This window comes from Caballeronia sp. M23-90 (genome assembly GCF_053574605.1).
In genome coordinates this window covers 1-19,231 of the sequence record NZ_JBSIPA010000017.1, presented here as the reverse complement: position 1 = coordinate 19,231, position 19,231 = coordinate 1, and the positions used below count along the sequence as shown (strand labels likewise).

Sequence of the window (19,231 nt, the reverse complement as noted above, 5' to 3'; positions counted from 1 at the left end):
TTTGGCCCCCTTGGCTTACATTTCGCCGCCGCATCGGCTCTAAAAAGGCTTCATCGTGTCCGAGGATTATCAGTGATTACAAAGTTGAAGCTAGCGTCGTGGGCGATGATGTTAATTGCCTCGTTATGCATATCGGTGCCTGCATCGGCACATATCGACGTCGGTGTGGGAATCTACGCGCCTGCACCGCGGTATGCGCCGCCCCCGGTCGTGTACGGACCACCGCCGGTGATCTATGAAGCCCCGCCTATCGTGTACGGCGCGCCTCCAGTGGTCTACGGTGCGCCGCCCGTTATCTATGGTGTGCCGCCAGGAGCTCCATCTTACGGTCCCCCAGGGACCTATTACGGGCCCGATTGGCGTGAAAGGGAGTGGCGCCGGCGTGAATGGGAAGAGCGGCACCGCGAAGATTGCCGTTGGCACGACTGTAACGATCGCCGGCGTTGGTGAATGGGCAACATATCGCGCCGCGAGGGCGCAATCGTGCAAAAGCAGCACTCCAGCCCTTTTGAGCAAGGACCAAGTTCCGTCGCCTATGGTCGCAAGTGGCAGATGACGCGGTGGCCGTAGGGGAGTCCACACCGCATACCGGCGCGATCCATCTCACTAGGGCATTCCAGCTCGGGTACAGATATTGTCATCGTGACAGCGTCCGGTAGGAATGGAAGGGCATAGTCCAACCTTGCCGGCATGCGAAAAATATGCTGAAACTGAACACTGAGGCTTTTGACGCCTTCTTTAGCTTTTCCGCGCCTCCCCGCAGCACGCTACATCCCAACATATAGGCCTTAGCACGAATCGTCACCGCAACTTTTTACCGGGACAACGCAAGAAGTTGCGCATACTGACCTACTTGTCGATAGGTTCCCTCAAAGGCGGAGGCAAAAAAAACCCGGCATTAGGCCGGGTTTTGACAAAAGGACACTATGGCAGTGGTCAGCTGCCGATCCAATCTTACACCGCAACCGCAGTTGCGATCGGCCGAGACAGAAGCGTCGTCACCGCCCCTGCAAGCGCCCACTCGCCAAACTTCGACTCATGGCTCTCGTGTACCAACCGGTCGAGGCAGATCACCTCGATCCCGTCGGCTTGCACCGTGCCGAGAATCTTGGCCAGCACCGCCCGGTTTGATCCTTCACGCTTAACCGTGACCGTGCTTTCACCGACCACAACATCCACATTCGTACTTTTCATGCAGCCTCCTTTAACAGTTTGCGCATTTCGCTGGCTGTTGCGTCAGCGAGAAGCGCCAGATCATCGACGAACCGGTCAAGCAACGAGTCCATGTGCAGAAACGTCTCGTCTTCAAGTTCCGGTGTCGTCCAGTCCAGTCCCGCCTGCGTTGCATCGCGTTTGTGCGCAACCATCTGGTCCTGGTAGACATCGATGCTTCCCGGCAAATGAAAGTACTCGACCTTCAAGACGCCTTTGCGATTCCAGCGCAATGCACGTCGCATCGCCTGGTATTCGATGCGCCACGTCCACGACCGGTCATAGAACAGGATGTAGTCAGCGTTGGGCAGGTTGTAGCCCGCTCGCCCCGATGCTTTGGTTGCGAGTAGGCCCGTCGCCGACCCCGTCAAAAACCGCTTGTCCTTGTCGGCCACGCGCCTCTTGATTGGGATTTCGCCATGAAAACGTACAGTCTCCACGCCGTCCGCGCCGAGCTCGCGCGCGATCAGATCAAGCACGCCCGGGTTCTCGGCGAAAACAATTGCCTTTTTGCCTTCCTGCGCAATGGCCTTCATCCTCGCAATCACCGCACGTTGCTTGCTGGTCAAGCGAAGCACACCATCGACACCTTCCATGCCGAACTGCGGATAGTTGGCGGCGAAGTGCACTGCGCGAATGCGCGCGAGGATCGTCACGAGATTGCACGCTTTCGTGTCGCTCCTTGATTGGCGGTACCAGTCCGCAAACTCGTCGGCCGCACGCAGGTATACCGCCAAGTGCTCGCGGTCCCACTGCACCGTGTTCACCTCGAACTCGGGCGGATCGATTTGGATGTACTTCGCAACCTCGGGTTCAGCAACCAGCCGCCGCTTGATATGCGGCGCCAGCATTGCCCGATAGCCGTGAAGGTTCCCGATCTTAGGCACCTCGCGTTTCGCCCCTTCCTGCAGGCTCTCCGCAAATTGCCACGTCACCCACTCAAGCACGACGAAATCATCGCGAAACCGGTCAACGCCTCGCATCGCATACTCGACCGACTTGATCCAGTTCGGCTCGAGGTAGCCGACCCTGTAGCCATACCGCTGCGCCGCGGTCCCGTCACCACCCGTAAATGCGATCAGCCCAAAGGCGTCTCTTGGGTAGTTGGGGATTGGCGACCCCGTGAGCACGAAACGACGCCGTGCCGAAAGCTCCCAAAGCGCTTGGCTTTGGTCGCTCGTTGGGTTGGCAAGCCTTTCGCCTTCATCGGCGACCAGCAAACCAATCCGCCGGCGAAGCCGATGCGCGTATGTAACACGCTTCGAACCTGCCCTATCGACCGGCATCCGCAATCGCTCGTAAGAGATCAGATTGATGCGCTTCAGTTCAACCAGATCGTCTGCGCTCCCGATAACCTTCACCTCATCCGGCGATATCGGCAGCAAGGCGATTTCGCTGAGCATCTCTTCGATCAATCGAGATTCCACAACGATGAGACCGTGCTTGACGCCCGATGCGAGAATCAGTGCGATGGAAAGCCTGGACTTTCCGCAACCCTGCTCCCACGCGATGACGCAGCCTGACGGCTTCAGAAGCGTTTCGATCAGGTCATCCGTCTGGAATTCCCAATCGAGCCATCGATCAATTCCCAGTGCTTCGACTCTGCTGCGCAACGCGTTAGCCTGTTGCGGATACTTTGCTAACAGCCCTTCGTGCACGACCTCCCAGCCCTCGGACACATTGTCGACCGCAAACCGCGCGTTCAACTCGTCGACAGAGAGCCAATAAGACGTGCCATGCACAGCGTAGCGGTAACGACCATCGTCATCGCGCGTGAAAGCCACATCTTGGCCGGCTTTGATGAGTGGGCTGCCCCACTTGGTCGCATCGACGACATGCGTTTGCTTGGCGGTCCCCGTGACCGAGTCGAGCGACCCTGTACCGGTGGTCCATGCGACGTGTCGAAGCGGCGTTGCCTGCCGCTCGCTGCGTCTCACCCGTCGTGCAAAGTGCTCGAGAAAGCCAGGTTTGAACATCGGCACGCCACCCGCAGCGCGGATCCTTCCGAATAGCTCATCGAGCGCAGTCAATGGGTTTGGCTGGACGAGATACGTCTCCATGTCCAGCAACCCTTGACCCGCATACCGAAAACCACGCGGCAGTCGATGACCGTCGCGCGAATAGATGCGAGAGTGAAGGACGCGATTGAGTACCATCGCTTCGGTAAATCCACAGGCAAACCCGAGGCGAATCTTGCGGCCATCGTGCGAGATCGCGACCGCGGTGTCGCCCGTGACCGGCCGAGTGATGAATGGCTCGCTGTCGTCAAGCTTTTGCAGCCTCAGTCTCGCTTCGCCAAAGGTTCGATCCTCGTAGTGCAGGCCGAGGTCCGGCGCGGCGCAGTTCAGGTCAGAGACGACCGTGCTGATACAACTGTGCGGCCGACTGCGATATCGATCAAACACCACGATAGCGGTTCGCACGTTTGCACCCTCTTCCTTGAAGGCATCGGGCGGCAACTCGAACAGACCAGCAGCGCGCCGCGCCGCTTCATCATCCCGATCGCCCGTGACCATCGCTTGCGCGGTAGTCAATGGCAACAGCGCAACAACGATGTTGGCCGCGTCAAGCGCCTGATACACCGCATATTCGTGACTCAACGCGCTCGTATGAGCGCCGTACCGGCCCCACGTCGTGCAAGCGAACGGCTTCAGGTGCGGCGATTCGAGGTGGATCGAAAACGGCGGATTGATGAGGGCGATATCGAAGCGGGTCGGTTGGATATCCTCCATCCCGGCTTGCCGAAATACGCACTCGAAACCCGCCGCCTCGAACGTGCTCTGACATCGAGATATGACGTCGGCATGAACGTCGATCCCATACACCGCGTGCTGCTCGGGATCTGCAAACTGCAACAGGCGCCCCGACCCCACCGAATTGTCCAGGATGCGGATTTTTCGGGGAATATTCCAGCCGCTCACGAAACTCCACATGAACGCGGCCAAGGCATCCGGCGTGAAGAACTGGCCAAGGTGCAAGCGCCTCGCGGCGTGAAGCTCCCCTTGGTGCGCGACCGGCGCGGCCTGTGAACCCAAGCTCACGGTCGACCGAAGCGGCGCGTACCAATCGGGCACAAACGAAAACAGATCTCTCTGCATGAATGACACTCCACAAATGAAAAGACCCGCCGAAGCGGGTCAGAAAGGAAAAGCACGCCGGTCAGTACCGGTCGCGCGAAGCAAGATGTTCAGCGCCGTACTCGCTCACGAACAGTGACAAGGCGTCACCGACCTGATGCGAGAACTTGAACTGCCATTTGTCGTTGAACATCACGACATCGAGCCCGTTGAAGGACATCTTTTGGCGGGTTTCGAATTCGAGATCGCTCACGTTGCAGTGCTTGAGGTGTTGGCCCAACGCGCCGAAATCGTGCTTAAACGCAAACGTCGCTAACCCGTCAAGCGTCAGCGCAAGTGTTTGCGTCGATCCATAGTGAATGCGTCGTTTCCCGGAAGAGCGAAAAGACACTTCGGACGAGACGCGCTTTTCAAGCACGACAGCACTGCTCGTGCGCTTGATCTGCGAGTCGGGCTTCAACCAGAAGCCGTTGATGATCGCCTTCGCAGCTTGTGAAAACGCGACCTCACGGCCGGCATCGCCCGCGTAAGTCTTCTCAAGGTGTTGCCAAAAGCCGTCGAGATCTGGAAGCTTCCCCGCTTCGAGCACCTTTCCGACATCCAAGCCGAATCGCTTGAGCTCGGCATCTTTATCGATATCGAGCCGCCCGGATCCAGGCGCGAACTTGCGGGATGCCTCCATCACCAAGCGCCCGGTGAGGCGGCTGCAGAACTCCTGCAACTCCCGTTCAGTAGCGTAGGAACTTCGGGTGTTCATGGCGGTGTACCCCGCGCCAAGATCAGCGAAGGCTTCTTTTTCCGCTGCCAGGACATTGCCATAAGCGCGTTCGGCCGCGTCCTGCGCCGTTTTGAACAGATGAACCAGATTTGTGAACATGCAGATCTCCAAAAAGGAAATGAGCAGGCGCACGCCCACAGGGGGCGGTGCCCCTGCGGGATAATTGAAGAAAACTCTAAATGTGAATCGCTTAACCAGCTTGAGCGATTTCACGCAGCAACCCTTCGTGGGTGAGCGCCTCGTCGCACACGTGCTGCACGAACGCTTCTGTGTCGAGCGCTTCTATACGGTCGACGATTTCAGAAACGTCGTCAGTAAACGCCTCTGGCGTGTACGCCTTGGGCATGTATCCGCCCAGCGCAAGTGCCGCATAACCAGTAACCGAAAGACTGATGCCAAATCCGTTCGACTCCTCGCCGTTAACGGTTGCATCCAGCAATGTGAAATCCAAACTGATGATGCACAGCGAGTCCGAAAAGATGTCTAGGCTCAGACGGGACTCTTCATCGCCGCCTTCGTATATCTCGCCGAGTCGATTGGGTATCCGCTCGGCAAGACCGCTTCGTATAAGCGTGAGCTTGGCCCTCATGAGAGGTTGAACCTGGCTCCAGACTTTGGTGTAGTTATTGAAAGCCTGCATGTGATTCTCCATTTGAAATGCAGGCGCAAGTCCTCGAAGGGGCTGTGCCCCTGCGGGATTGTCTAAAAAAATCAAAGGGATTGCGCGGTCAGAACTGCCTAACGGCGCGGTATCGATGCGCAGATAAGCGCGGGTTGGAAATGGTACTTTATAGCTTTCGGTCCCTCGCCGTTTGCCGAAAAGCTTAGAAAAACCACCTCCTTTTCGTTGGAATCTATTCGCACGGCTTGCCGTCCAGCAGCGGTTGTCCACAGATTGTGTGGGCAAGGTTGTGGATATCTGTCTGTGTCTCCATGCCAGTCATGGCTTGAGTCGGCATTGCATCTTCCAGGTCATTGAGCGGTCGACTATGGTCTAGCGACTCTACCGAAATACGTCAGAAGTAGGTCCAAGGCTTCATGCATCCCGCTTCGGATCTACGCAGATTCCGAATAGCGTATGTTTTCTCGCACGTTTCGGTCACTCGTCCGCCTCATGACCGTTGAAAATTTGGTAGGCCGGCGACGCTGCACCGACCGGGTGTTTGTTTGCTTGACCACTACCCCACCGCGCATAGGCGCTTCCAATGCCCCTCATAACGTTCGACGGTATCAGCCAGCCTCTCGAAGAGGTGCAAGACAACCCGGCTCGATTTGCACTGAACCTAGAACGTGCTAAGAAGAGCCCGGGCTACGCGGTGTGCGGCTGCAAACCAAGGTCTGTTTCGTCACCGCTGCGACTGGTGATTAGACGGTACGGGAAACTCTTCCATCTCGCCCGCTGGCCCGACGAAGGCGCCAAACACGACGCGAATACCTGCCCATTCTTCTCCGAGTCCAGTCCCGGTGCCGAATCTGGCGCCACTGCCCAGGACGCCATTCGAAACACGCCCGACGGCCTGAACGCGAAGCTCGACATTTCCTTGAGTGTCCGGACAGTTGATCGAGTGTCGCCTTCCGGTGGATCAACGCCCACGCGCGCGGCAGGCCGCCGCAGCGCGCCTTTGCTTGGTTTCCTGCAGCGTATCTGGACAGACGCTCGGCTTAATCAATGGTCTGGTGGCGCCCAGCGAAACTGGGGCACCTGTAATGCGCAGGTGCTCGCGCAGTTGGGCGAGGGCAAACTGAACGGCCGTCCGATCCAGGAGGTCGTGCATGTCATGCGCCGGTACGAAGAATCGCAGCAGACGGCGATCAAGGCTGAGCTCGAAGAATTTCTTGCGCGCATTCAAACCACCGCCGATGCCTCTGAGCGCGGCATCGTCATCGCGGAAATAAAATCGATCGACCTCTCCAAATACAGCTTTGTCGTCAAGATCCGTCAGACATTCGAATCGTTTTTCGCAGCGAAGGACGTGATCGAAAAAGCAGCGAAGTCATTTCGTTACGCATGGTCGATGATCGGCAACGCCGAAGCGCGCGTCATCGCAGTACTGCTTCTCGAGCGCACAAAGGACGGCAATCTACGCGTCATCGATCTCGCCGTGCAGCTATGCAGTAAAGCGTTTATCCCCTGCGATTCCAGTTATGAGGTCGCGATGGCCAACCGGCTTGTCGCTGACGGTCGGCGCTTCTATAAGCCCTTGCGGCTCCTGCCAGGCGAAGAGATGCTGCCCGACTTCGTACTGGTGGATACGCCCGTGCCAACGGCAATCGAAGTCTACGGCATGGAATCTCACGACGGGTACCGCCGAAGAAAGGAACAGAAGCAAGCGATCTACTCCCAGAACCGCACGCCCTGCATCGAATGGGTTCCACCGGCTCATTTAGCGTCGGTTCGCTTGCCGGCTGCGGCTTGACTTTTAGGCGCGTGGCGTAGGTTGAAGGAAGCGCTCAAACGGGCCTAACTAACCAACGAGGACACCCCATGCACGCCCCTTCGTTTTTTCTTCAACGAGCCGTTGCTCGCGGCGCCGATTGGCAAATGGCGTATCCCGCACTCGCGCTGGCCAGCTCCACTGACCCGGTTGACGAAAACCGCAAACAAATCGTCGTCGCAGCAGCTGACGATATGTGCCTGCGCACGGTCTTCTTCAGTTCTCTCGGGGCGATTCTAGACTTCCAGGCGACGTGGGAGGAGTTGCGCGACGCATCGTCCTGGCTGGGCTTTACGCTTCGTTGGAATCGTTGGTGGCTGCCTGACAGCGCGTCTCATGCGGCGCTGACACGAGCCGCCTACGCTCCCAATGACGTGCGGATCGCCCATCGCCCCATCATCGGCACTCTTTCCGATGACGCGGCTTTTCGTACCTACCTCATGAGCGTCGAGTCCACCTATCGACGCGACGCCACGATCTCGCGTGTCCTCTTTGCCATGAGCGACGGTTTCGCCGACGCCGTGGCCTAGGCCGACTTAAGAGGAATACCCATGAACTCCAAAAACTTTCACAACGTAGAACAACATGATATGACCGCGAAATCTCAGATGCGTGAATGTACGTCTGGAGCGTCGACCCAGGAGGCAGAGTTCGCCGCATGGGCGGTAACAATCAATCTTCAAAACGTCGCCGCCGGCCTCGCTCATATCTCGATTCCCGAGCAGCGTACGGAACAAATTGTCGATTTCGCGAAGGCGGTCTTTCTCGATGGCATGCGGCACAACGCGCTTCTTCAGGCTTCCGGCGCGGCAGTTCCCTCGGCTCAAATCGGTCAGCCCACGCTCGAAGGTTTCACCGACGCCTTACTTGCTCCCCTGACGATCGTTCGAGACCATCAGGGCTTTTTCAATCATCCCGGCTTGCCCGCGTGCGATGAAGACGTGCGCCTCGACAAGCTGCTTGGAGCGTTTGGATTAGAGACCAAGTTAGTCGATCTCGAGTCTGAGGCACTTGCGCTCGATGCCAAAGAAAAAATGAGCGAAGCGTTAGATTTTTCCGCGTGGATCCCGACACCGCCTGCCGGTGACGGATGGATGCTTCTCCAAATCCAGGAAGCAGAGGACGGTGCATACGCGCTGTTCGCTCGGCGCGCGACAAATTCCGACGGCGCGTATCGGCCCACCCGTCAATTGACGACCGCGGTTCAAATCGGCGGCCGCGCATGAATGTCTGCGCCGATGCCATGCGCCGACCAGCGAGGAACACAGCATGAAAAACACCAAGATCGATTGGGCCTCACATACGTTCAATCCGTGGGAAGGTTGTCAAAAGGTCGGCCCTGGGTGCGACAATTGCTACGCGGAAGCGCGCAATGCCCGCTTTGCTGGTGGCGTCGCAGTCAATTGGGGAGCGGGGGCACCCCGGCGGCGTACCAGCGCGTCCAATTGGTCAAAGCCCCGCAAATGGGCCGCGGAACACGAAGCCTACTTCGCCAAGCACGGTCATCGGCAACGCGTCTTCTGCTCGAGTCTTGCCGACGTGTTCGATAACGCGGTGGACCCTCAGTGGCGCGCGGACCTTTTCGCGTTGATTCGGCACACCCCCGAACTCGACTGGCTCCTGCTCACCAAGCGAATCGGCAACGTCCCCAGCATGTTGCCCGCAGATTGGGAAGATGGCTGGTCCAACGTCTGGATTGGCGCGACTGTCGTCAATCAGGCCGAAGCGGACCGAGACATCCCAAAATTATTTGAGGTCCCTGCGGCGATACGCTTCTTGTCGATCGAGCCAATGCTGGGCCCGATCGACCTTCGCCGGTTTCTGACGCCCACCGGCGTTCACTGCCCGGACGTTTGCCTCGATACTCGGTACGTACTCGAGAGCGAGGTCGAAACCGTCCTCGACCATGGACAACATGAGCCACTCTGTCCGCGCTGCGGCGAGCGTGGGAGTTGGACAGGATACGACGCCGGCATCGATTGGGTAATTGTGGGCGGCGAGAGCGGGCACCATGCGCGACCTATGCATCCCGCATGGCCAAAATCGATCCGCGATCAGTGTCGCGTCGCGGCCGTCCCGTTCACGTTTAAGCAGTGGGGAGAATGGAGCGAGTTTGCGAACGAAGATCACTACACACATTACGGCGAAGAGCGCCATGCACACGCCTGGGTCGATGCCCGAACAGGTAGCCATGGCTTGTGCTGGATCGTTGACGACGACGGGGTCTGGTCGAACCATATCGGCGAACCGCCAACCGATAAAAACGGGCAAATAGTCGAGCACGTTGCCGTTATGGGATGGTTTGGCAAGAGCGCGTCGGGACGCGTGCTGGATGCTCGGCAACACGATGAGTCGCCCGAGAGCGCGGCGGCATCCACACCTTCATCGATTCCCGCGACCGCGTGAGCAAGGTCGTCGATATCAGGAAGTTCCGAGTCACCCGGGACGAGCGCACTCACCGACCAGGCGAATGCGCTCATCGGCACATCAAGCTCGACCGCCACGGCGGCATCGTCACCTGCGGCAACTGCGGCGCCGCCCTTTCGGCGTTCTGGGCGCTCGAAATGCTCTCGGAACAATACGCATCGGCCTTGGCGAATATCGCGCGGCTGGACCAGCGACTAACGCAAGCTAACGACCTAATCGCCGCCCTCTCCGCCGCGCTCGATGATCGACAAACGATTCAGAAAAGCACACTAATGAGTGACGTTCCGACGCTTGACTAGCGCCCCCTTCGTGGTGCAATGAGATCATCCAATTTCGCACCATTCACGTTATGAAGCGCACGTTCTCTTGCGGACACATCGGCAAAGGCCAGTATTGTCACGCCTGCACGGCCGCAGAAAAATCCAGACAGACTGAAAAGCTAGCGCGGGAAAAAGCCCGGGAAAAGAAACAGCGCGCCGTTGAAGATGATCACGTCGACCTATCGATGGTGACCCACCTACGGGCGGTTCAACAGCAGGCGCGGGAGATCCTTCGCAAGGTCAGCGCAGGCGAGCATCCACTCGCGCTTAATGGAAAGCCCCTGCGTTCGTGTGCGGGACAGGTTATCTCCGTTCCTGTTGGCCGCTCGTACCGTCTACTTTTTGACGCACCAACGCTTCGACCATTGCAGCTTTTAAGTCATGAAGCCTATAACCACATCGCCGATCGACGTGCATGACATTAAAATAAGCTTTCGACGTTGGGCTAATTGTGGGAACATTTCTTCGGCCAATATAGGCAGGGCGATATCAATTAATCTGACAATTCGCCGAAACTGAAATCATAACTTTTAGCCAATGACCGACGAACTTTTCCCATGCGCTCATTGTGGCGGCAATTGGTCCTTTGGCTGGTCGCAACGCGTGATAGACAGGCCATCAAGACCTCAACTGGATTTATCCAAGTGGGGCACCGGTGCTGGACGCGCCTTGAGAATGGGTGACACGGAACCACGTCCGCCCGAAGAACCGCCGACCGAGCAGGTCGTGTGTATTGCATGCGAAGACTGCGGAATGCAAACCCCGTGGGAGCCGATCGGAACTGACAGGAATGCCGCACTGGATCGCGCCGGTGTCATATGGAATACGCGATTCAATCGACCCGCTGCAACGAAAGGTGATTTACTCGACCTTGCTCGAAAAGAAATCTCTGCAGTCGATATTCCCTACATTCTGGATCTGCTGTCGCGTACCACTGAAGACTGGGAAACACGCGGGCCGATCTTCGGGATGCTCGCTCAAAAAGTCGTCGACAGTAAAATAACAATGCGAGACTTTTGGCCGGTCGATCCGGTGCTCAAAGACGCAGCCCGTTTCCGGACGTTGGTACAACTCGCCAAATTCGTCTATATCGACAGCATCGCTTCCGTACAGTTTCCGCGCATCCCAGCGACGGGCGGCGACGACGACTGCAGTTTCGAAACACGGATCGCCGCCGCTGTAGATGATCTGCCCGAGCGCAGCCGCTGGTAGCCTTAACTGACATTTTGACGGAAAACAGGAGTTTTCCGTCGCAACTGACCAGCACTTCACCGTTTCGCCTTCCCGCCAATTATCTTGCCGCACGCCACGGTCGGCCAGGCGTTTCCTTGACAACGCCGCCCACGCGTCATGATGAGTCAACGCCTCGCACTTTAGCCGGGCGCCTTACCTGAGAATCCCAATGACCCCCATCGAGTACGTTTGCGCAGCATATCGATATCGCGCTTCGCTGAAAGTCGAACTCACGGCCGCAGTTCTACTTGGTTTGATCATGAGCTACCACGCCATGACCAGCCCCTGGCTTGACTGGCTAGCCCTGTAGCGCCACAAGTTGTTTCGCGCGCCACGGGAAGTGAAATATGGTCCATTGAACGACTAATCTCGGCCCTATGACAAATGCCGAAGGCGGGCTGAAATAAATACGTTGAACACTCCACCACAAAGATTTGGGCTCGAGGCGAGATTCGCAGTCGACCGCGATGGGAGAATCGTGCACGTTTCAGAGGTTGATCGTGGCCGCGCATGCAGGTGCTCTTGCGCGGCCTGCGATCGCGCAGTTGTCGCAAAGAAGGGAGCGCACAACGTATTTCACTTCGCTCACGACGTTTCTGGAAGCTGCGCGACTGCTGCAGAGACGGCGCTGCACCGTGCCATCAAACAGGTCATCGCGGACGGCGACGTAATCGCGGTACCAGAACTGGTAGTAGAGGCGACAGCGGCTTATAACGGGCATACAAAAAGCTCGCGAACAGTGCTGGAGGAGCGTCGTGTTTCTTATAACTCTCCGCGCCTGGAAGAGCGAATTGCGGACATCGTTGCGGACGCCGTCGTCTTGGTCTCAGGGCGAGACCTAATCATTGAGGTAGCTGTCACGCATCGAGTTGACGATGACAAGCGCGCGAAAATTGCACGAATTGGGCTATCCGCTTTGGAGCTCGAGGCGTGGCGTATCCCTCGCGACGTTGATTGGCCCAACCTCCGAGCCTTTGTACGGGAGTCGTTTTCGAGCCGAGTCTGGCTGCACAACCTCCGTGAGCCAATGCAATATCGACTCGCCCACCTGCAAGCGTTGGAACATGCAAAAAATACATCGCTGTATTGGGAAGCGTTGAAAAGGGCTAGGCTTGCAAAAAAGACAGCCGCAGAGTCAGCTCGGCTCCACGCAGAATCGCTCAAAGCTGAAGCGGACCGGGCAGTGATCGAAAAATTTCAACGGCTATGGAGGATCTACAAGACAAGCACTTTGCCGCGGGTGAAACTCGACGCGAAGGCCTCGGGGTATGTCGACAGGTGGAACGAGGAAGACGCTGGCAGCGACCCCGGCGCGTACTTCAATCTGTTGCTCGATTTCATCAGGAACACGACAGCGTCGACGCTGCAGGCTGAGCACACGGAGAATAATTGAGGTGAAAACCGACATAGCGTCAACAGGTGGTCCCCTGTTCAACAAGTATTTCCGCGTTCGGCCAGGCCAACACCGGCCAATAAACTCTCCCATATTTGGATCGCTGACAATCACGTCGTTTTCACTTATCTAGCACGGATCTCACTTTCCATTGCACCAGACAAGTTGATACGCCCTATCAATTGCCGTAGGGGCGGTCCAGGCGGCTTTTTTCGCCCCCTTATACGGCGTATAGCCCCTCCCAAAGAGTCGAAACCTTCTAAGTGTTTGAAATACGCGACTAATATTTCGGACCCAGGGGGTGTTACAAACGAACCAAAAACGAACCAACTCCGCGCCAAAACGGCGAGCGACCAAAAATTCCGATCGCAGCAGTTCGATCTAAAGCGGATCTCACAAAACGAGTACAACCTCGATTTTCGAATCCTATTTGTTGATGTAACAGTCGCAAACGCAGCTCCGCTGTCGTTTATAAGAGGTGGCCCCGTTCGGTCGGACAGTTTTTTCGATTTTTAAGTGGAACGCTGGGCGGTCACGCTGCCGTTTTCATCGCGGGCAGCATCGCGAAGTAAGCTTCATCCGGGGTCTTGTCCGACAGACTTGAATGAGGCCTTTGCTGGTTGTACCACGTCAGGTAGTTAGCGATCGACTGCCGTGCCTGGCCGACGGACTCATAGGCCTTCAAATACACTTCTTCGTACTTCACGCTACGCCACAGTCGTTCGATAAAAACGTTGTCTCGCCAGCTTCCCTTGCCATCCATCGACAAAGCGATCCCACGCGACAAGACCGCGTCTGTGAAGACCGTACTGGTAAATTGGCTGCCTTGATCTGTGTTGACGATTTCAGGCAATCCATATTTCGCGAATGCTTCTTCAAGTGCTGCCACCGCATGCTCGGCTTCCATCGTGATCGCAACCCGGTGCGCTAAAACACGACGGCTAGCCCAATCGATCACAGCAGTGAGATAGACGAAGCCCTGTGCCATAGGCACGTAGGTCGTGTCCAGTGCGAACACCTGGTTGCTGTGCTCGATCTTCCGATCGCGCAGCAGGTACGGCCAGATCTTGTGCGCCAAATGTTTGCGGCTCAGGTTCGGCTTGCGATACAGCGCTTCAATGCCCATTTTGCGCATCAACGTGCCGACGTGCTTGCGTCCGACCACTATGCCCTCTCGCTTGAGCAGGCGCATCAACATGCGCGCGCCGGCAAACGGATGCTCCAGGTGCAACTCGTCGATGCGGCGCATGAGCGCCAGATCCGCGGCACTGACCAGGCTCGGCGCGTAGTACGCACTGGATCGACTGATGCCGACCAGCTTGACCTGCCGGGAAACCGGTAGGGGGTGGGCACGATCAATCATTTTTTTGCGCTCAGCAGGCCTGCCTTGCCGAGCGCGCCGGACAAAAAATCATTCTCCAGCGCCAATTGGCCGATCTTTGCGTGAAGCGTCTTCAGATCGACCGGCGGCTCATTGACGGGCACGCCCGCCGCGCCAAACACATCGGCCGCTCGTTCTTGCAACTGCCGCTTCCATTCTGTGATCTGGTTCGGATGAACCTCAAACTGCTGCGCCAATTCTGCCAGCGTGCGCTCGCCGCGTACGGCTGCCAGTGCCACCTTCGCCTTGAACGCCGCTGAATGCGTGCGCCGGGTTCTCTTCGTCATCGTCTGGTTTCCTTTATAGGCATTATGCCCATCTCAGAACCCAGCGATTCCACCTAACCGACTGTCCAGATTTCCGGGGCCACCTCTATAAACACTCGCAACCTGTCGCCCCGCCTGACGCTCAACAAAGGTCAATGGTCGGCGCTTGCATAACTGCCAAATGTCACTACGAGCCGGACCAGTCCGTTCCGGCCAATACCCGATAAAGCGCCTGCCGGGAGATTCCCAAGGCAGCCGCCGCGTGACTCTTGTTCCCGCCTGTCGTGATGAGCGCCGCCGTCGCTTGTTCGAGCGAGACCTTTGGCACCTGCGCTGCCGCCTGTATCCGATGAGTTGATAGATAGGCGTTTGCCTTCGTTGCGCGACTGTGTCCCGCAGCTTCCACAACACGTTGAATAGCTGCACGATGCGTCTCCCGGTCAACGCGCTCGAGCGCGCCCTTGATCGGCGCAGGAACACTCGTCAGGCGCTCATACAACTGTTGAAGATATTGGTGCCGCAGGCCGTGACTGGTTACGCCGATCCCATCTTCTGTCACTCCGTGACATTGGAGAACGTAGTAGTAGTGATTCCTCCACTGCGCCATCGTCCTGCCATGCGGCATCATTGAACCCGTATAGGGATTCGTCACTCGCGCAGCTTCTTCGAGGACGGCAAACTTAAATTCCAACGGCACCTCTCGGGCTCTGCCGCCCTTTGTTCCGCGAACGACCGCCAAGAAGGCCGCGTCGCGAATGGCCTCAGTAGGGCGGAGCATGAAGCTTTCTTCAACTCGCAAACCGAATGTGGCCTGCAACTTCAACTGCATAGCAACGTTGACGTTTGTCAAAGCAATTTCCTCGATTTTGGCTACCGCATCTACCCCGTTTCCTTCCCAGGATTTGTCGCACAGCGCGACATAGGACCTGACGAGCCCGAGCGCTTTTCTGTCCGCATAATCCGACAGCGCGCCGACCAGGCCGGATTTACCCATCCACTCGGCGAGCGCTCGAAAATACGTGAGCTTGTTTTCTATTGTCCCGCCCGATTGGCCGTCCTTAACCCACAAATCGACAAGCGCTTGAATGTGTTTGCCTTTAAGCGAATACGGACTTTGAAGCGCGTAGCCGTTCTCGCGAAGTTCCTCGAACGAACGGCACAGCTTTCGCATGCGGTACTCCTGCGTCTTGATCGAAAGCGCCTTTGCACTGATCCGCGTGCGGCTATGGACTCGATTCACGTTATCGAGGAACAATCGCTCAAACGCACCGCGGAAATCGGGCGGAAAGCGATAGCTCTTCAGGATTGCGGATACATTCAAAATGGCCGACATCGATTAGGCCTCCGTCCGTACTGACGCGCCGAGCACGGCCGACGCGATCAGCCAACGCGCCGAAAACCTCCTGCCCTTACGATTGCTGATCTGCATAAAGCGCCCTCCCCAAAACCTATCGTCCGTTGTTGATCTCAGCCCAACCACCCATTGCTCGGCGGCCGTCACGCTCTCTGCCTCGGTGCGCTTCGCGAGAATCGACTGGAGCCTATCCCCGTCGTATCTGTATCGCGCTGCGCGTTGCGTACCCCGCCGGGTCTTACCTTCCTGTTCTTTAGCGATTCCATTCGATCAACCCAACACGTGGAAGAAACGTGTTCGACTGTCCTGCTGCCTGCTGCCAATCCATCACGCTCCCGCGTGAAGATCGCCCGCGAAGTTGCTGCACCCGCCCTATCGAACCGGCCCCGCGTTGCGGGATCACTGTCGCTCGGTACGGCGTGCTGCATCGCTGGTCAGGTAAGCAGAGCATTTCGCTCCGCGACCCGGCTAGGCGGCTGCTGCGGCTACCGCGCCGGCCTAGACGCTTTTCTGCGTCGTTTGCGTGCTCACGCGTTGCTCGCGCTCCGCACACACCTTGGCCATTTGCTCGGTAATACTTTTTGCGCATTTCTTTCTCCGGCTGCGCCTACCGTTCGTCTTCCGTACAGGGTTCAGCCAATCCGTTACCTGGATTGCCGATGCCCCCATCCCCAAGCACGTTCACTCAGTCGCCGTGTGTCGGACTTCGCGTAACGCGCCCAGCTTCGTATGCTGAAAGGATGTGTCCATGTGAGCTTGAGTGCTGTCGATGCGAACCCGGAAAATGTCCGAGGTGTCCGCATACACAGTGTCTCAACTCACTTACAGGGGCTGAACTGCCCGCAAACCTAATGGATATCGCTGTCCAGTGGTCCTCAACTTTGACCACTGTGTACTTGATTCGAATCAGAAAAAAGCCCCAACAACTTGGAGCCAGGACAGAAGAGCTTTTCGCTAGGCAAAGCGAGGCCCTCGATGGTCAAACTTGGAGGTCGATGCGCAGGACGCGCGGGGTATGAAAAGGAGAATAACCGGACCTTGATGAATAGGCGGCTTCAAAAGGTAGGTAAATGTAGTTAGCTTTTCGATCCTTGACATGCTGCGCAGGCCGTTAAAGTTAGATCACCGTAATTGCCTGGGCCACATTTTGGGCACTTAAGAGGCCAAGCTTGGCAAACCCCAAGTGCGGATCAAACCGTTGGGCCACATTTTGGCCCAATAAGTGCCCAAGTGGTTGTCTAACCTTTCCTTTGGGCACTTAAGTGCCCAATAAGTGGCCCAGCATCTGCGGCAACTAACCCCTACTCTGGAGAGAGCATGAAGTCATCAGTATTCGCAATCGACGTCGGCTACGGAAACACAAAAAGCGCATTCCGAATGGGGTCTGACATAGCGACGCAAATGTTTCCGTCGCTCACACCGATCGCGGTGGACGACGCCGTCTCGGCGTACGGCCAAGGCATCGTCGCATCGCGCAAGGTTGCTCCAATCAGGGTCGGCGGGACGGCATACGAAGTTGGCCCAGGTGTGGACATCTCATCTGCATATGGCAACGCCGGACGGACGTTGTCAGAAGACTTTTGCTTGACGCCCAATTACGCTGCGCTGCTTGGTGGCTCGCTGCATTTCGCTGGGGTCGATGATGTCGAACTTCTCGTTCTTGGCTTGCCAGTGCATACGATCACCCGGCATTCGAGCGAACTCAAAACGACATTTACTGGAACTCATGACTTCGGCCATGGGCCGGTGCGCATCGGTGCCGTCAAGGTTATCCCGCAGCCACTCGGCTCCCTAGTTTCTTTTTCCGAATACGGCGGCAGTCGCTTCGATCGCGAGAACGCGCACCTTGTTATCGATGTTGGCTATTTCACGACCGATTGGGTAGTAGCGAATGGCTTCACGATGAACGACCGCCGAAGCGGCGGAGCGCCGGGCGGGGCGTCTCAGATCTATCAGCGCATCGCCTCCCTCATCTCAAGTAACGAGGGCGACACCGTGAGCGACATCGAACGGATCGACAAGTGCTTACGCGAAAACAAACCGTTTCTTTTCTATGGCAAAGACATTGAACTGGCGCCGCTTGTTAAACAGTCACAAGCGGTCATCCTTGCGACCGTCAAGGAGATGCAGAACCGCGTTGGTCGTACCGCGGATCTGCGGTCGATCGTCTTGACAGGCGGCGGCGCTGCACTTTATGAGCCGGCGATTCAAGCTGCGTTCCAGCGTGTCCCGCTCGACGTCCTTGCAGCACCCTGCTATGCCAACGTGAAAGGCTTCCTTATTATTGGTGAAGCAGCGCTTATCCGGGAGCGCAAACCAGCGGGAGCACTCGCATGAACGGCAAGATGCTGGTGAAAATCACCCTCAACGAAGCGATAGACCCCGATCTTTTCGCCTACCTCTCTCAGTTCGACAATGCGCGCCTGCGCGCGGGAGCATTCCGGTCGATCGCGAGCGCGGCCGTGCGCGCGAGGAATACCGTGACGGTGACTGGCACTGCGACGGCTGATCATGTCACGTGGGAAAGCCCATTGCGAGAAACAAACGAGATAACGCCCGCTGTGAACATAGCAACAGCCTTAGACCAAGCGCACTCGCCAGCTGCCGCGACCGTCGCAGAAACGCCGGCGTTCCTGGTAGATGAAATCGCAGACCAGTTCGCAAATTTTTAGCAGCAATCGTCAATATGCAGTGCCAGCATCGATCGGTTTTGTGGCGACTTGACTACCCTACCGAACTGTCAATATGAGTCATCGGCTAACGCAACAAGGCAAGCCGCCAACACGAAGGAGCAACTCAATGACCATAGTTGATACCCTCATGCAACTCGATTGGACCCGCGCGGTGCGCTTCTGGCTTCTCGTCTTGGCGGGCGTAGCACTGCTGGAAGCTGCGGTTCTGCTGTGGCGCGGAATCAAAATGAAGGCAGCCAAGGGGAACAGCGATGCTTAATCGATTTTCGAGCCTTGAGCGTGTCTACCAGAGGGGTATCCTCGGTGTCCTTTGCCTTGTCTTGTTTCTTTGCAATTTGAGCGTGTGCCCGTCGACGCCCTTTTGGAACTCGATTGCTGGAGGGTGTTTCATCGCTGCGTGGTTGCTGCTTGGCATGTTCAAACCGACACTGCTTTTCATCAAATTGCTCTTCGCAATGATGCTGTTCGCGGCGGTCTTTCTTCGCATCTAGAAGACCAATCCAAACCGTATAGGCGAAAAAAAACCCGGCTTTAAGGTCTTATACCTTAACGGTACATAGTTCGCGAGCAAGTGGCCGGGGATTCAGTAAGGGCGGTGTTTTAAGCATCAACGCCTTGCGATGTATAAATACATCGTAATACACCGAAACTTCCAAGCGCCA

The 19,231-nt window shown here is 57.0% G+C and carries 17 protein-coding genes; 11 read left to right on the top strand and 6 right to left on the bottom strand.

Features of this window, described 5'->3' with window-relative positions:
• Positions 1-954: 954 nt before the first annotated feature.
• From ACRXB1_RS03520 to ACRXB1_RS03505, 4 genes are all read right to left on the bottom strand, one after another.
• Positions 955-1,194, bottom strand: coding sequence for a hypothetical protein (locus ACRXB1_RS03520; protein WP_062174944.1), 240 nt, complete (start codon positions 1,192-1,194; stop codon positions 955-957).
• On the bottom strand, positions 1,191-4,310 hold the full coding sequence (locus ACRXB1_RS03515; RefSeq protein WP_449491112.1) for an SNF2-related protein: 3,120 nt from the start codon (positions 4,308-4,310) through the stop codon (positions 1,191-1,193). The genes ACRXB1_RS03520 and ACRXB1_RS03515 overlap by 4 nt, the downstream gene beginning before the upstream one ends.
• 61 nt (positions 4,311-4,371) lie before the next feature.
• Positions 4,372-5,166 carry a hypothetical protein gene (locus ACRXB1_RS03510; RefSeq protein ID WP_449491111.1) on the bottom strand — a complete coding sequence of 265 codons (795 nt, stop codon included), beginning with the start codon at positions 5,164-5,166 and terminating at the stop codon, positions 4,372-4,374.
• Positions 5,167-5,257: 91 nt separating this feature from the next.
• Positions 5,258-5,707, bottom strand: coding sequence for a hypothetical protein (locus tag ACRXB1_RS03505; RefSeq protein WP_449491110.1), 450 nt, complete (start codon positions 5,705-5,707; stop codon positions 5,258-5,260).
• 565 nt (positions 5,708-6,272) lie between these two features.
• Here ACRXB1_RS03505 and ACRXB1_RS03500 point away from each other — a divergent pair.
• The 8 genes from ACRXB1_RS03500 (at position 6,273) to ACRXB1_RS03465 (ending at position 12,875) form a co-directional block, all read left to right on the top strand.
• The gene (locus ACRXB1_RS03500) at positions 6,273-7,484 is read left to right on the top strand and encodes a DUF1173 family protein (RefSeq protein ID WP_449491109.1); all 1,212 of its coding nucleotides are present in this window, start codon (positions 6,273-6,275) and stop codon (positions 7,482-7,484) included.
• A 68-nt stretch (positions 7,485-7,552) separates the two neighbouring features.
• Positions 7,553-8,032 (top strand): hypothetical protein, encoded by a 480-nt coding sequence (locus ACRXB1_RS03495; RefSeq protein WP_236873615.1) that lies wholly within the window; start codon positions 7,553-7,555, stop codon positions 8,030-8,032.
• 21 nt (positions 8,033-8,053) lie between these two features.
• Positions 8,054-8,728 (top strand): hypothetical protein, encoded by a 675-nt coding sequence (locus ACRXB1_RS03490; protein WP_062174938.1) that lies wholly within the window; start codon positions 8,054-8,056, stop codon positions 8,726-8,728.
• Between the two features lie 43 nt (positions 8,729-8,771).
• Positions 8,772-9,908 (top strand): phage Gp37/Gp68 family protein, encoded by a 1,137-nt coding sequence (locus tag ACRXB1_RS03485; RefSeq protein ID WP_449491108.1) that lies wholly within the window; start codon positions 8,772-8,774, stop codon positions 9,906-9,908.
• A complete protein-coding gene (locus ACRXB1_RS03480) occupies positions 9,905-10,228 on the top strand; it encodes a hypothetical protein (protein WP_449491107.1) in 324 nt (107 codons plus the stop codon). The genes ACRXB1_RS03485 and ACRXB1_RS03480 overlap by 4 nt, the downstream gene beginning before the upstream one ends.
• Positions 10,229-10,278: 50 nt before the next feature.
• Positions 10,279-10,668, top strand: coding sequence for a DUF7682 family zinc-binding protein (locus ACRXB1_RS03475; RefSeq protein WP_449491106.1), 390 nt, complete (start codon positions 10,279-10,281; stop codon positions 10,666-10,668).
• A gap of 334 nt (positions 10,669-11,002) precedes the next feature.
• On the top strand, positions 11,003-11,461 hold the full coding sequence (locus ACRXB1_RS03470; RefSeq protein WP_335672012.1) for a hypothetical protein: 459 nt from the start codon (positions 11,003-11,005) through the stop codon (positions 11,459-11,461).
• Positions 11,462-11,960: 499 nt separating this feature from the next.
• Positions 11,961-12,875, top strand: coding sequence for a competence protein CoiA family protein (locus ACRXB1_RS03465; RefSeq protein ID WP_162916198.1), 915 nt, complete (start codon positions 11,961-11,963; stop codon positions 12,873-12,875).
• Between the two features lie 532 nt (positions 12,876-13,407).
• Here the strand turns inward: ACRXB1_RS03465 and ACRXB1_RS03460 are convergent.
• Positions 13,408-14,543 (bottom strand): IS3 family transposase gene (locus ACRXB1_RS03460; RefSeq protein ID WP_449491105.1). Its coding sequence is split into 2 segments (ribosomal slippage): positions 13,408-14,279 and positions 14,279-14,543, totalling 1,137 coding nucleotides; the frame shifts between segments, so codons are not numbered across the junction.
• Between the two features lie 166 nt (positions 14,544-14,709).
• Positions 14,710-15,855: an integrase domain-containing protein gene (locus tag ACRXB1_RS03455; RefSeq protein WP_062174932.1), complete on the bottom strand. Its 1,146-nt coding sequence runs from the start codon at positions 15,853-15,855 to the stop codon at positions 14,710-14,712.
• Positions 15,856-17,193: 1,338 nt separating this feature from the next.
• Between ACRXB1_RS03455 and ACRXB1_RS03450 the strand changes: the two genes are divergently transcribed.
• The 3 genes from ACRXB1_RS03450 to ACRXB1_RS03440 all read left to right on the top strand — a co-directional run bounded on the left by ACRXB1_RS03450 (position 17,194) and on the right by ACRXB1_RS03440 (position 18,828).
• Entirely contained in the window at positions 17,194-18,213 is a 1,020-nt protein-coding gene (locus ACRXB1_RS03450) for a PRTRC system protein D (RefSeq protein WP_449491104.1), read from the top strand.
• Positions 18,210-18,548, top strand: coding sequence for a hypothetical protein (locus ACRXB1_RS03445; protein WP_449491103.1), 339 nt, complete (start codon positions 18,210-18,212; stop codon positions 18,546-18,548). Before ACRXB1_RS03450 ends, ACRXB1_RS03445 begins: the two co-directional genes overlap by 4 nt.
• Before the next feature lie 127 nt (positions 18,549-18,675).
• A complete protein-coding gene (locus ACRXB1_RS03440; RefSeq protein WP_162916197.1) occupies positions 18,676-18,828 on the top strand; it encodes a hypothetical protein in 153 nt (50 codons plus the stop codon).
• Positions 18,829-19,231 lie beyond the last annotated feature (403 nt).

Excerpts from the sequence above, each read along its gene's own strand:
- ACRXB1_RS03470 (WP_335672012.1), top strand. The coding sequence starts at position 11,003 with ATGCAAACCCCGTGGGAGCCGATCGGAACTGACAGGAATGCCGCACTG.
- ACRXB1_RS03500 (WP_449491109.1), top strand. The coding sequence starts at position 6,273 with ATGCCCCTCATAACGTTCGACGGTATCAGCCAGCCTCTCGAAGAGGTG.
- ACRXB1_RS03520 (WP_062174944.1), bottom strand. The coding sequence starts at position 1,194 with ATGAAAAGTACGAATGTGGATGTTGTGGTCGGTGAAAGCACGGTCACG.
- ACRXB1_RS03505 (WP_449491110.1), bottom strand. The coding sequence starts at position 5,707 with ATGCAGGCTTTCAATAACTACACCAAAGTCTGGAGCCAGGTTCAACCT.
- ACRXB1_RS03485 (WP_449491108.1), top strand. The coding sequence starts at position 8,772 with ATGAAAAACACCAAGATCGATTGGGCCTCACATACGTTCAATCCGTGG.
- ACRXB1_RS03440 (WP_162916197.1), top strand. The coding sequence starts at position 18,676 with ATGACCATAGTTGATACCCTCATGCAACTCGATTGGACCCGCGCGGTG.
- ACRXB1_RS03455 (WP_062174932.1), bottom strand. The coding sequence starts at position 15,855 with ATGTCGGCCATTTTGAATGTATCCGCAATCCTGAAGAGCTATCGCTTT.
- ACRXB1_RS03515 (WP_449491112.1), bottom strand. The coding sequence starts at position 4,310 with ATGCAGAGAGATCTGTTTTCGTTTGTGCCCGATTGGTACGCGCCGCTT.
- ACRXB1_RS03495 (WP_236873615.1), top strand. The coding sequence starts at position 7,553 with ATGCACGCCCCTTCGTTTTTTCTTCAACGAGCCGTTGCTCGCGGCGCC.
- ACRXB1_RS03475 (WP_449491106.1), top strand. The coding sequence starts at position 10,279 with ATGAAGCGCACGTTCTCTTGCGGACACATCGGCAAAGGCCAGTATTGT.
- ACRXB1_RS03450 (WP_449491104.1), top strand. The coding sequence starts at position 17,194 with ATGAAGTCATCAGTATTCGCAATCGACGTCGGCTACGGAAACACAAAA.
- ACRXB1_RS03490 (WP_062174938.1), top strand. The coding sequence starts at position 8,054 with ATGAACTCCAAAAACTTTCACAACGTAGAACAACATGATATGACCGCG.
- ACRXB1_RS03445 (WP_449491103.1), top strand. The coding sequence starts at position 18,210 with ATGAACGGCAAGATGCTGGTGAAAATCACCCTCAACGAAGCGATAGAC.
- ACRXB1_RS03510 (WP_449491111.1), bottom strand. The coding sequence starts at position 5,166 with ATGTTCACAAATCTGGTTCATCTGTTCAAAACGGCGCAGGACGCGGCC.